The following is a 12,814-nucleotide window of genomic DNA, read 5'->3' on the forward strand; positions in this document are numbered from 1 at the left end:
CGGGCGTTGGCAAAAGCGGCTAATTAAGCCCCGTTCCAAATTGACTGTCAAATTAACTGCTCGTGAAAGTCGTGTCCGCGCGCATGGACGGCTCGCGAGCGGGTACATGGCTGTAGTAACATAGCTCTGTCCGCGGGCGCGCCCGCGTTATTGTGAGAAAGGAGCCCCTGTGGCTGTTAACGAAGAGCTGCTTAAGAAGGTTCTTGAAGAGATTCGCCCCAACCTGCAGGCCGACGGCGGCGACATGGAGTATATGGGCGTTGATGACGAGGGCGTCGTCAAGCTGGAGCTCCAGGGCGCCTGCGCCGGTTGCCCCATGAGCGCTCTGACGCTTTCCATGGGCGTCGAGCGTATCCTCAAGGAGCACGTGCCCGGCGTTACGCGTGTCGAGCAGGTCAATGCCTCCGGCGAGGCCGAGGATCTGTACGACGAGTATGCGCCGTTCTGAGAAGCGAAAGCTGCGGGCGATGTGCTCCGCATAGACGTCATGCCCAAATGTGCGGCTGCGAGCGAAAGGCCCGCGGCCGCATTTGTATGTAGGGAGCAGGGGGACCGATATGCTCAACGACCTCTACCATATGCTTGATCCTGTCGCCATTTCGGCGGGGCCCATCACCATCTACTGGTACGGCTTGGCCTATGTGGTCGGAGCTCTGCTCACGGCGGTCGTCATGTACCGCACGCAGCGTCGTTGGGGTTTTGACATTACGGTCGACGACCTGATGAGTGTCGTGGTTGGTGTGGTCTTTGGCCTCATCATTGGCGCCCGTCTGTTCTACGTCATCTTTTACGGTGACGGCTACTACTGGGCGCATCCGCTCGAGATCTTTGCCACCAACGAAGGCGGCATGAGTTTCCATGGCGGCCTGGTGGGCGGCATCATCGGCGGCGTGCTCGTGTGCCGTATGTACAAGCTCGACGCCTGGACCATCGCCGACCTTGCCGTTATCGGTGCTCCGCTGGCCCTGTGCCTGGGGCGCTGCGCCAACTTTGTCAACGGCGAGCTGTGGGGCAAGCCGACCGATTTGCCCTGGGGCGTGATCTTTGGCGGCACCGCGGGCGATATGCCGCGCCATCCATCCCAGCTCTACGAGGCATTTCTCGAGGGCATTGTGCTCTTTTGCATTCTGCAGGTGCTCAGCCGCAAAAAACCGCTGCTGCCCCAGGGTGCGTTTATGGGTGTGTTTGTGATGGGTTACGGCATCGTCCGCTTTTTCGTTGAGTTCGTGCGCGTGCCCGATGCCCAGCTGGGCTATCTGCTGGGCGGCGTCATCACCATGGGCCAGCTGCTGAGTTTGCCGCTCGTGATTGCGGGCCTGGCGCTCATCATTTTTGCCCTCCGTCGCAACCGTCCCCAGCGCATCTATCTCGACGCCTAACCACCACATACACCACAAAGGGGAACAGGCGCCTTTGTGGCGGTTTTTCCAGGCAACGATGACAGAACCGTAACGTTTCCCCAGATAAAACCTGCCAAAATAAACCTGTCCCTTTTTGGCAGGTTTCTAGAAAGGCTTTTCGGACTGTGAAGGATTCCGATCTCTCCACAACGGCTGCGCGCGACGCCGCCCGCATCGTTTGGTTTAAGCGCTATCCCGCCAAGCAGACGCTCGTCGCATTTTTGCTCGCCCTGCTGGCGACCACGGCGTTTTCCATCGATCCCGCCCCGGTGTCGAGCAACGCGGTCCTGGCGATCGATCCAAAGGCGACGGGCATGCTTTACGTGTGCTACGAGGTACTCCTCTCATTTGCCGGCCATACCGACGCTGTGATGCTGCTCGCGCTGGCCTGCCTACTCACGCTGCCGTTTCGCTATGTGTTCTTTGGCCGCGGTGACGCTTGGCGCCCCTCGGTCGTGCTGCCGTCGCTGTTCTTTGCCGTCTGCATGGTGTTCGGCCGCAGTTACGACCTCACCGATTCGGCCGAGATTGTGCTGGGCGACAAGGCGCGCGTTATCTGCGCCTGGATTGGCGGCGCGGGCTGGATGCTTCTGGCGATTGTGTCCTTCTATCTGGCTTTTGAGTTTTTGGATTGGTTGAGTTCTCGCCGCATTCCGTTTTCGGAGGCGCATTTTGGCCGCGTGTGGCGTGTTACCCACGCCGTGCTCTCGGTCCATCCTTTTGTTGGGCCGTTTCTTGTGCTCATGATTGTCTGGGCGCCCACGCTTATCGCCTCGCTGCCCGGCCTCTTTATGGGAGATACGGGCGCGCAGATTCGCCAATGGTTCAACTACCCCAATGGCACGAGCGACTACCTGCGCCTGCTTAACCCCAACGTGCTACTCAACGGCCATCATCCGGTGGTGCACACGGCCATCATCGGCTCGTGTGTGCAACTGGGGCTTTCGCTATTCAATAGCGCCAATGCGGGTCTTGCCATCTACACCTGCGCCCAATTTGTCATCACGGCCGCCTGCGTGGCCTATTCCATATCGTCGCTGCGCAAGCTGGGCGTGAGCCTGCCGGTCCGCGGCGTCATCTTGCTGTTCTTTGCGTTTATGCCGATGTTCTCCAACTACGCGGCGCTGCTGACCAAAGACGTACTGTTTGCCGATGCGTTTCTGGTACTGCTCGTTCAGACCGTCAAGCTCGTGGCATGTGGCCTGCCCCGTCGCGATGTCAATGCCGAGCGCGCGGGCGAGCGCACGCCTGTGCTCTTTGCGCGCCACGACTGGCTGTTGCTCGTGCTGGGCGCCATGGGTTCCACGTTTTTGCGCAATGGCGGCCTGGTCTTTCCGTTGGCGGCCTGCGTGATTGCGGCGGCGTTTTGCGCCTGGGACGCGCATGTGGCCCGTCGCGTGGTCAAACAGTCTGGCGTCGCACCCTCATGCGCCACGCCGCGCTTCCGCTGGGCCGGCGTTCTCGCGGTGCTCGTGCTCTGCCTTGCCTCCAACATGTACTTTACCAAGGTCTTTATGCCCGAGCACGATATCACGCCGGGTTCCAAGCGCGAGATCCTCTCGATTCCGTTTCAACAGACGGCGCGCTTCGTCCAAAAGCACGACGGCCTTAATTCGGGCGTTAACCCCAAGGTCAAAGACGACGGCACGATTGAGGAAGCTCCCTGCGACGGTCTGGTGACCGATAAGGAACGCGCTGCGATCGATCGGGTGCTTAAGTACGAGAATCTGGGCCGCCGTTACAACCCCGACAAGTCGGATGCCGTAAAAAACTGTTTTAACGAGTACGCCTCACAGGAGGACATCAAGGCCTATTTTGAGGTGTGGGCCCAGATGTTCAAAAAGGATCCCGAGTGCTATATCTCGGCGCTCATCAATAACTACTACGGCTACTTTTATCCGAGTGCCCGCGATGCGTGGGTCTACAGCACGGCGCGCAGTGCCGAGATCATGGCGAAGCCCGATAACCTCAAGTACTTCGACTTCCATCCGGTCGATAGCAAGGTTGTGCGCTGGTGCGACCACCTGATCAACCTGTATCGCGTGGCAGTACAACGCATCCCGTTTATCTCGCTCACCATGAGCTCGGCCACCTATGTGTGGATCATGATCGCTGTGGTGGTCTATCTGCTACGTCGTCATTCGTGGCGCGGGCTGGCCATTTGGGTGCCGCTGCTGGGCGTGCTCGCCGTGTGCCTGATCGGTCCCTGCAACGGCTCGACCTACATGCGCTACCTGTATCCAGTCATCGCCTGCATGCCCTTCGCCATCGGCGCCACCATTACCCGCAGCGACCTCCTCTGGTTCTAACTTGGTGCAAAGGGGACAGGTTACTTTGCACCAAGGGGCTGCATCATCACGACGCCTTCATTTTGGGGTTTATCTCGCAGGCCAGTAGGTATATCATAACGACGTTTGTTTATATTGCCCGAGCATCTGCGCTGGGCTTTAGGTCGAAACCGATAGGAGACACGTATGTCCGGACACTCTAAGTGGGCCACAACCAAGCATCGTAAGGGCGCGCAGGACGCCAAGCGTTCCGCCCTCTTCTCCAAGCTGAGCCGCAACATCACCGTTGCCGCCCGTCTCGGCGGCGACCCGCTGCCCGAGAACAACGCCAGCCTCGCCGCCGCCGTTGCCAAGGCCAAGGCTCAGTCCATGCCCAAGGACAAGATCAAGTCCGCTATCGACAAGGCCTTCGGTTCGGGTGCCGATGCCGCCGTCTACGAGAACATCGTGTACGAGGGCTATGGTCCCGCCGGCGTTGCCGTCTACGTCGACTGCCTGACCGATAACCGCAACCGTACCGCCGCCGATGTCCGTTCCGCCTTCTCCCACGCTGGCGGCAACCTGGGCACCTCCGGCTCCGTCGCCTTCCAGTTTGAGCGCAAGGGCCAGATCGTCGTCGCCAAGGAGATCCTGGACGAGAACGCCAAGAAGGAGACCATGATCGCCAACGGTGCTGCCGGTGACGAGGAAGAGTTCATGATGGCTATCGCCGAGGCCGGTGGCGACGACTACGAGGACGCCGGCGAGGAGTGGATCGTTTGGACCGCCGCCAACGACGTCATGGCTGTTTCCAAGGCGCTCGAGGAGCAGGGCATCCAGGTCAAGGGCTCCGAGACCACCATGGTTCCGACCACCCCGACCGAGGTCTCCGGCGCCGATGCCAAGAAGGTCCAGCGCCTCATCGACCGTCTCGAGGAGCTCGACGACGTTCAGGATGTTTACAGCACCATGGACATGACCGACGAGGTCATCGCTGCCCTCGAGGAGGAGTAGCGCCTGCACGGGTTAAGCCGTGCATATCTGGGCATAATGAAGCGAGCATACAAGCCTCGTGGAATAGATGAGCCGGATCCGCGTGCGTATGGCACCGGACCCGGCTCTTTTATAATGATGCGAATCGTTTTGCATTCTGTGGACCGAAACCTGAAGGGAGCGCGCGTGCGCGTACTCAAACGAGCCCTAGCAACCGTGTACCTTGCCGCCGCCATCGTGGCGCTGGGCACGCTTGTCTGCCAGTTCTGGGGACCGTATACGTATCGCTTTATGCTGCTGTTGCGTGACACCATGCCTCGCGTCGTCGTTACGGTGTGCGCCGCCATCGTGGCACTTGGCGTGCTCATCGGGTTTTTCCGCCTGATGTTAGCGCGTCGCGAGCCGTCCTGCGTGCATCCGGCGGGGGAGCGCAACATCGAGGTCACCCTCGCAGCGCTTTCCTCGTGCGCTCGCGCTGCGGCAGAGCGCGACGACCGTGTGATGGTCGAGCATGTCGAGGCGCGCGTGCAGGGTTCCGACGAATCGCTCGTCCGTTTTAAGGTCGACGCCATCGCGCTCGATGACCGGGACGTGGCCTCCCTTGCAACCGCGATGCAGCAACGTATCGAGGAGGCCTGCGACACCATGCTCGGCACGCCGGGCACGACCGCGCGCGTCCGTTTTTTGCCGTCCAAGACTACCGTCCAGACCGTGGAGGTTTCCGGTGAGTGATACCAATCAAGACAAGACCGTCCGCACCCCGCGCCTGACGATCGACCAGAACGCTACGCCGGCAGGCGAGTCCGCCGACACCACCCCCGAGGCCGGCGAGCAGCACGACAGCGCCGCCAACGACTTTGACGAGGCCATGGGTCTCATCAAGGGTACGGGGGCGGCCATCTGGAGCTATGCCGTCCGTCATCCCAACACCACGCTCGGAGCCGTCGCTGGTTTTGTGCTCGCCGTGCTGGTGCTAACGCTCGGCCTGTGGGACACACTCGTCATCGCATTCTTTGTGCTGATCGGCGCCGTGATTGGCCAGATCCGTGACGGCGAGAACGGGATCGTCAACTTCTTCGGCCGTCTGTTTAGCGGCCGCTAGTATGTATTCGACCGCCGCGTGTGCGGTGGGCATAAGGAGGAACCATGGCTTTTAATACGAAGGTCGATGTGGCCGATACCGAGCTCGAGGCAGACGAGACCGTCGCCGCCGAGGCTGAGGACGTAACGCTCGAGGACGGGGCGCTCGTCGAGGCCGAGCCCGCCGACGATGCGGACGAGGATGATGAGGAAGCGGACGAGTCCGAGGATTCGCTGACCTATTCCAACGGTGTGATCGAGAAGATCGTCGCCATGGCTACCCGCGAGGTGCCGCACGTCCTGGGCATGAAGGGCAACCTTATGCACTTTGTTCAGGAGCAGTTTGGTGCCGAGAACCTGACCAAGGGCGTGACGGTCGAGGTCACCGATGACAACCGCGTGGTCGTCAACATTTCCGTCATTATCGAGTACGGCGCCTACGCACCCGCGATTTTCGACGACGTTAAGGCGCGCGTGACCGAGCGTCTGGCCGCGATGACCGGCCTTGAGGTGGCAGGCGTCAACCTGCGCATCGAGGATGTCATCACCCCCGAGGAGTACGAGCACCGCACCAGCCAGCACGAGTAGCCTACCAAATAGGGACAGGTTTGTTTCGATAGGTTTTACCTGCGAAAACGCTAAACGGTCGACCGCACGGATGCATGTGCGGCCGGCCGTTATTTGTATGCCCCCGATGTAGGCATACCGCTCGTCTAACTAAGGGTTGCAATCTTCGCGCTCCGCGTTACCCTAATGGGCGCATTGTTTCCAAATCGTTAACGAGGGGTTGCCGTAATGGCCGACGAGCACGAAACAGAAAGCAAGGCATGGGCGATTGAGGCCGCTGCGGCAGAGGCGGCGTCGCGTGCCGCCGAGGAGGTGCATCGTCCTCCCGTGGTGCCGATGGAGCGCGTTGTCGGTCGCGAGGATATCGAACGTGGCGAGCGCGCCGGCCGCAAGCGCAGCCAGGAGCCGGGCTTCCCGCGCTTTTTCGCCGAGCTCAATCTGGGCCTGATCCTCACGGCGTTCGCCATCGTGGCCTTTAAAACCCCCAATCACTTTGCCTTCGGCGGAACCTCGGGCGTGTCGGTCATTCTTTCCACGCTGTTCCCGACTCTGCCCGTCGGCGTCTTTATGTGGATTATCAACGCGGTTCTCGTCGTCTTGGGCTTTATCTTTTTGGAGCGCAAGGCAATCCTTTGGAGCGTTTTTGCCTCGTTTGCGCTTTCGGCCTACGTCTCGCTGTTTGAGCTCTTCATTCCGACGGATGTTTCGATGACGGGCGATATGTGGCTCGACCTGTGCTTTGCCGTTATCTTGCCGGCGCTGGGCAGTGCCATTGTCTTTGACATTGGCGCCTCAACGGGCGGCACCGATATCCTTGCCATGATCCTCAAGCGTCGCACGACGCTCGAGATCGGACGCGCCTTGCTACTGGTCGATATCGGCATCGTGACCATCGCGGCCTTTTTGTACGGTCCGCGCGTTGGCCTGTACTGCGTGCTCGGCCTGTTTGCCAAGACGCTTGTGGTCGACAAGGCCATCGAGAGCATTCATTTGCGCAAGGTCTGTACGATTATTTGCGCCGAGCCACGCAAAGTCGAGGAGTTTATCGTCAAGCATCTCAACCGCACGGCAACGATCAGCCGCGGCTACGGTGCCTTCTCGGGCAATTGCGTGACGGTGATCATGAGCGTGCTGAGCCGTCGCGAAGCAGTGCAACTGCGCCGCTATACCCGCGATATCGATCCAGATGCGTTTATCACGATCGTTGACAGCTCCGAGATCGTGGGCAAGGGCTTCCGCGGCACGAACTAGCGCGGATATACCCTTCGAACCATTGAATAAAGCCGCCAACGTTTCAAATCGGTCATCTTGGGGTATTTGTCCCCACATTGCGCGATAATGTTGCCAAAGACGTCGTTTGCGATCCAGGTGGTTCACTCTAGATACGAAGGGATGATTTCGATGTTCTGTTCGCAGTGTGGCGCCCCCATGGGCGATAACGACAAGTTCTGCGGCGTGTGCGGTGCCCCTAATACCGTGGTCAAGGCCGCCGGCCCCGCTCCCCAGGGACAGTCTCAGCCCCAGCAGTTTGTTCCGCAACCGCCCGTGGCGAATGCGCCAAAGGGCTGTGTGGCTCAGGCGTTCCAAGACATGACCAAGACTCCGGGCGTGCTGCAGCGCGTGTGCCAGATTGCTTTTTTGCCGGCGCTTATCTGTGTCGTGTCGGTGCTCGTGCTGTTCATTCCCGTTATCGGCGGTATTGCAGCTGCCATCGGCTTTTTGGCCGCCTGCGTGGCGAGTGTGTGCGGTTCGGGCTTTGGCATCGAGTGGGGTCGCGACCTGTCGCTTAAGATCGATGACGGCATGGATCGTCCGTTGATGCGTTCCACATCGTTTGGCCTCGGGGTCTTTTCGAGCGTTATTTCGGTCGTGCTCGAGATTATCGCTGCCATTCCCGTTATTGGTGTAGTGCTTTCGCTGGTGGAGAGCGTGGTAATTGGCGCGGCGGGCTCGTATTCGTATTACGGCTCTTCTGCGCTCGAGACTGCGCTGTTTGGCTCGCTTGGCCTGCTTGTCCTGGCTATGATTGCCACGGCGGTCCTGGGAGTCTTCTTTAAGATGTTCGCCGATATCGCCGTGATGCACTTTGCGGTGACCGGTCGCGTCGAGAGCGCGTTTTCGCTCGACAAGGTCTGGGCGGCCTTTAAGAACAATAAGACCAAGCTGTTTTGCGCTTCATTCCTTCCCGAGTTTTTGACGGGCCTGGTCGCCAACGTTGTCACATGGATCTTGACGGCGGTCTTTGGCGCCATTGCCTCTGTCGGTATGTATAGATACTACTATCGTCCTACGGGTATTGAGGCAATTGTTACCGGCGGTGGCATCTCACTCGTGCTGTTCCTGGTGCTGATCGCTTTCGTCACCGTATTTCTAACGGTCTTTGGCAAGATGCTCAAGCACCGTGCCGTTGGCTATTGGGTCGCACGTTATGCAAGCGAGTGGGCCGACGAGGATAAGGACGACGTCCTGACTTTTGTATTGCCCTTCGAGAAGAAGTCCGCTCCTTCGGGTTACAGCGCTCCGGATGTCGCGCCTGAGCCCGAGCCTGAGTCTGTCCCGGGATCTGCGCCGGAGTCCGAGCCCACGACGGAGCCCGAGCCCGAGACGGAACCCGAGCCAAGCTCCGACGAGGACCCGCAAGACGAGTAGCCCTGTCACCTGCCATTTGGGGACGGGATAGAAATGGTAGAAATAGTGCTTGACGAATGAGCGGGGGCGGACGTGTCGAAACGTCCGCCCCCGCTTTGACATCGCGATGTGGCTACGGCTGCGAGATGGTCGCGATTCGACTACTCGTTGTGCTTCTCCTCGTGACGAGCGGCGGTGCGAGCTTCGTGGATGCCCTTGATGGCGGCATGGCGGGCGGTGCGGGCGTCGTGCATGGCGTCGCGGGCCTCGGCGGCCGTTGCCTTGGCAGAGCGTAGCTTGGCTGCCAGATCGGGATTGGTCTCGGCAACCGCGGCGATAGCGGGGCCGTCGAGCTCCTCTTGCGTGGGCTCGGCCAAAAAGTCGATGGCATACTGAGCGGCCACCATGGAGCCCTTGGCGAGCACGCTCTCGTCGATCTTATAGAAGCAGGAGTGCTGGGCGTACGTGGCGCCAATCTTGGGGTTGCGCGTGCCCACAAAGGCAAGCACACCCGGTACACGGCGCAGGTACTCCGAAAAATCCTCGCCCGAAAGCGTGCCGCGATAATGGCCTTCGCCGGCTGCACCCAGACACTTGACCACGGCCTGACGACAACGCTCACTCGAGGCGACGTCGTTTTCGACCTTGTAGTTGGCGATGGTGTAGTCGGTAAGTTCAGCCTCGGCGCCCAGGGCCGCCGCAGTGTGCTCTACGATGCGGCGCATGAGCTCGGGCATTTCCTCGTGCGTCGAATCGCCATAGGTGCGCACCGTGCCGGCGAGGTAGGCGGTACCGGCGATAACGTTGCGCGCGGTGCCGCCGTGCAGCTCGCCGACGGTAATGACGGCCGGCTCGTAGGGGCTGATCTCGCGCGAAACGATGGTCTGCAGGGCGTTGACGATCTCGGCCGCCACCATGACGGCGTCGTGGCCGCGCTGGGGCATGGCGCCGTGGCACGAGGTCCCGCGGACATCAATGCGGAACCAGTCGGTATTGGCCATGCGCGGACCGGGCTCGCAGCTTACGGTGCCGGCGTTGACCTCACTCCAGATGTGTGCGGCGTAGGCGCCATCGACGCCGTCGAGCACACCCGTGCCGATCATGAGTTTGGCGCCTTGGCCGTTTTCCTCACTGGGTTGGAAGACGATGCGGACCTCGCCGTGGATGTCGTCGGTCATATGGCGCAGGATCTGCAGCGTGCCGAGCATCATGGCAATGTGGCAGTCGTGGCCGCAGGCGTGCATGCAGCCCTCGTTGACGCTGGCGAACTCCTCGCCGGTCTGTTCGGTGACGGGTAGGGCGTCGATATCCGCGCGCAGCAGGATGCGGCGGCGCGGCGTGCCGTCCTCGCGGTAGGCGTCGGGTGCGGTGCCGCGAAGGGTCGCCACCAGGCCCGTCTTAAGCGGGCGCTCGTAGGGGATATTCATGGCGTCGAGCTGGTTGGCGATGTCAGAAGTCGTGCGCTCTTCGGCGAGGCTCAGCTCCGGGTGCTTATGGAAGTGCCGGCGCTGCTTGATGATGTAGGGCTCAAACTCGGCGGCGATATCTTGGATGGCTGCGGTGACGTCATCAGCCGCGCGGGCCTCGGTCGCTGCCATAATCTGCTGTGCCTTGGTCTTCGTCATGGTCGATTTGCTCCTTGCTGGTTTATCGCAAAATCGTACAGGCTCTTTCCAGTATGCCACCTGCCACTTGGGGACGGGGCAGAAATGGTAGAAATGGATACCTCCGTAACCTTGATAGGTGCAAATTGCTTGTGCACGCAGCCTTGGATGCGGATTTCAAGCTTGAAATCTACCATTTCTACCCCGTTCCCAAGGGGCAGGCGGGGCCGTTGGGGTTGGGAAAGGTGCCGTTTACCGCTTGACGTTTTGCAACTGTGGCGGTGGAGTACACTCGGGGGTGTTGAATTTCCTGCCAGAGATGGGGATGCCCATGCAACATATCGATCGGATTATCCGCTCTAAGAACGTCTTTACCTCGCAAGACGGCATCGATACCGCCCGTGAGCTGGCGATTGCCATCGCAGGCGACCGTATCGTCGCAGTCGGCAAGCCCGATGACGTGATCGCCGCCGCGCCTGCCGCCACGCCGGTTATCGACTACGGCGAGCAGTTTGTCTGCCCCGGTTTCCATGACGCTCATCTGCACTTCTTTCATACCTCGGTCGGTTCCTCGCCGTATATGCTTATGGATGGGGGCACGTCCGAGGTGGCGCTGGTGCAGCACGTGCTCGAGTTTTCCCAGGATCTGCCCGACGACGCTTGGGTTGTGACGCAGGGCTGGCGCGACTACCGTTGGGACCCGCCCGAGCATCCTACCAAGGCGTCGCTCGATGCGGTATTTCCCGATCGTCCTTGCGTTATGTACTCGGGCGACGGCCACACGCTGTGGCTCAACAGTCGCGCTCTCGAGGCGCTCGGCGTCACGCGCGATAGCGAGCCGCCAGCGGGCGGCAGCTACGACAAGGACGCAAACGGTGAGCTCACGGGCATTGCTCACGAGGCGGCCGCCATGCAGCTGTTGCCGCGCTGCCTTGAGTGGCTGGGCGAAGATCGCATCGCAAGCGCTTACGCCGATCAAATGAGGCGCATGGCCGAGCAGGGCATCACCTCGATCTGCGACATGTCGCTCATGCCCATGCCGGGCTGCGATTTTATCCGCGACGACGTCTACGACAAACTGCAGACAGCCGGCAAGCTGGGCATTCGTGCACATCTGTTCCCCACGCTGCTGGATGACCAGTCGCGTCTAGAAGAGCTGCAGGCACGTTACGCGAACAACGCACTGCTTTCGGCGCCGGGCTTTAAGCAGTTCTTTGACGGCGTGTCGAGCGAACATACGGCATATCTCACCGAGCCCTATACCAATCCGCGCTTCCCGGGCGACCAAGGCCGTCTGACGGTTTCCGCCGAGCGCATGCGCAAGCTGGTTCTGGCGGCTGCGGAGCGCGGCCGCGCCGTGCGCATCCACGTTATCGGCGACGGTGCGATTCATGCCGCGCTGGATATCTTCGAGGAAGCCGCCGGTCTATACGGCCTGCCCCAGCACGGCCACAACACGCTCGAGCACCTGGAGAACCTCCTGCCCGAGGACATCGACCGCCTGCGCAAGCTCAACGTCGTCGCCTCGAGCCAGCCCTGCCACATTACGCTCGACCCGGGTGGACCGGAGCGCGATTTGGGCTTGGAACGCAGCCGCATCATGTGGCCGTTCGCAACCTATAAGCAGCGCGGCATTCGCCAAGCCTTCGGTACCGACAGCCCCATCACGCCCGTTACCAGCATGGACGTGCTCTACACGGCTATCACGCGCCAGGACCCCAAAAGCCACTGGCCCGAGGGCGGCTGGTTACCGAGCGAGCGCATCGACGCGGCAACGGCTTTGCGCAACTACACCTTGGGCAGCGCCTATGCGGCAGGCGACGAGCAAAACCTCGGCAGCTTGGAGCCCGGCAAGTATGCTGACCTGGTGGTCTTGGACCAAAACCCGCTCACCGTTGACCCCCAAGAGCTGCAAGCCACCAAGGTTCAGGCCACCTACCTGGCAGGTAACGTAATCTACGAGCGCTGATGCTCATGCCGTGTCGTTAAACGCGGCCCGGGCGACTTATTTTGGGATGGCGCTCGAGCCACGTCTGCACATCGGTGGGGAATCGTTATGAGCGTCCCTGCTCTGCCGGATTTGTGCGTGGGGTGGAGGCGCTGCTGCCCCGCGCGTTCAAATTGGACATTTGCAATGCTGCCTCATGGTGTTTTGCATACTTCCCATTACAGATTGCATAAAAAGGTTGGGATGTTCTTTCTGGCCCTGATGTACCCCCGCCTGGGCCGTGCAAAAAACGGAGTATTCAGCACTGCGAGCTCTGCCGGCGCCGTT

General features: G+C 60.7%; 11 protein-coding genes. 10 read left to right on the forward strand and 1 reads right to left on the reverse strand.

The annotated features are described in order from the left end of the window. Nucleotides 1–169: 169 nt before the first annotated feature. The 9 genes from ACTQX9_RS01070 to ACTQX9_RS01110 all read left to right on the forward strand — a co-directional run bounded on the left by ACTQX9_RS01070 (nucleotide 170) and on the right by ACTQX9_RS01110 (nucleotide 8,956). Nucleotides 170–448, forward strand: coding sequence for a NifU family protein (locus ACTQX9_RS01070; protein ID WP_370450539.1), 279 nt, complete (start codon nucleotides 170–172; stop codon nucleotides 446–448). Between the two features lie 109 nt (nucleotides 449–557). After that, nucleotides 558–1,379 (forward strand): prolipoprotein diacylglyceryl transferase, encoded by an 822-nt coding sequence (gene lgt, locus ACTQX9_RS01075; RefSeq protein WP_441056382.1) that lies wholly within the window; start codon nucleotides 558–560, stop codon nucleotides 1,377–1,379. Nucleotides 1,380–1,525: 146 nt separating this feature from the next. Then, nucleotides 1,526–3,709: a DUF6020 family protein gene (locus ACTQX9_RS01080; protein ID WP_441540260.1), complete on the forward strand. Its 2,184-nt coding sequence runs from the start codon at nucleotides 1,526–1,528 to the stop codon at nucleotides 3,707–3,709. A gap of 165 nt (nucleotides 3,710–3,874) precedes the next feature. Further along, a complete protein-coding gene (locus ACTQX9_RS01085; protein ID WP_154514825.1) occupies nucleotides 3,875–4,681 on the forward strand; it encodes a YebC/PmpR family DNA-binding transcriptional regulator in 807 nt (268 codons plus the stop codon). Nucleotides 4,682–4,846: 165 nt separating this feature from the next. Next, nucleotides 4,847–5,392: a hypothetical protein gene (locus ACTQX9_RS01090; RefSeq protein ID WP_441540261.1), complete on the forward strand. Its 546-nt coding sequence runs from the start codon at nucleotides 4,847–4,849 to the stop codon at nucleotides 5,390–5,392. Further along, nucleotides 5,385–5,762 carry a DUF2273 domain-containing protein gene (locus ACTQX9_RS01095; RefSeq protein WP_441040759.1) on the forward strand — a complete coding sequence of 126 codons (378 nt, stop codon included), beginning with the start codon at nucleotides 5,385–5,387 and terminating at the stop codon, nucleotides 5,760–5,762. The genes ACTQX9_RS01090 and ACTQX9_RS01095 overlap by 8 nt, the downstream gene beginning before the upstream one ends. 44 nt (nucleotides 5,763–5,806) lie before the next feature. Then, complete coding sequence (locus ACTQX9_RS01100; protein WP_154514821.1) at nucleotides 5,807–6,328, forward strand: Asp23/Gls24 family envelope stress response protein; 522 nt, start codon at nucleotides 5,807–5,809, stop codon at nucleotides 6,326–6,328. Nucleotides 6,329–6,535: 207 nt separating this feature from the next. Further along, nucleotides 6,536–7,558, forward strand: a complete 1,023-nt coding sequence (locus tag ACTQX9_RS01105; protein WP_441540262.1) for a YitT family protein — start codon at nucleotides 6,536–6,538, stop codon at nucleotides 7,556–7,558. Between the two features lie 150 nt (nucleotides 7,559–7,708). After that, nucleotides 7,709–8,956, forward strand: coding sequence for a DUF4013 domain-containing protein (locus ACTQX9_RS01110; protein WP_441540263.1), 1,248 nt, complete (start codon nucleotides 7,709–7,711; stop codon nucleotides 8,954–8,956). A 140-nt stretch (nucleotides 8,957–9,096) separates the two neighbouring features. Here the strand turns inward: ACTQX9_RS01110 and ACTQX9_RS01115 are convergent, their stop codons facing one another. Beyond that, entirely contained in the window at nucleotides 9,097–10,560 is a 1,464-nt protein-coding gene (locus ACTQX9_RS01115; protein ID WP_441540264.1) for a M20 family metallopeptidase, read from the reverse strand. 304 nt (nucleotides 10,561–10,864) lie between these two features. Between ACTQX9_RS01115 and ACTQX9_RS01120 the strand changes: the two genes are divergently transcribed. Beyond that, on the forward strand, nucleotides 10,865–12,508 hold the full coding sequence (locus ACTQX9_RS01120) for an amidohydrolase (protein ID WP_441540265.1): 1,644 nt from the start codon (nucleotides 10,865–10,867) through the stop codon (nucleotides 12,506–12,508). Nucleotides 12,509–12,814: the final 306 nt, after the last annotated feature.

Source organism: Collinsella sp. LCP19S3_F2 (assembly GCF_052121015.1).
Lineage (GTDB): Bacteria > Actinomycetota > Coriobacteriia > Coriobacteriales > Coriobacteriaceae > Collinsella.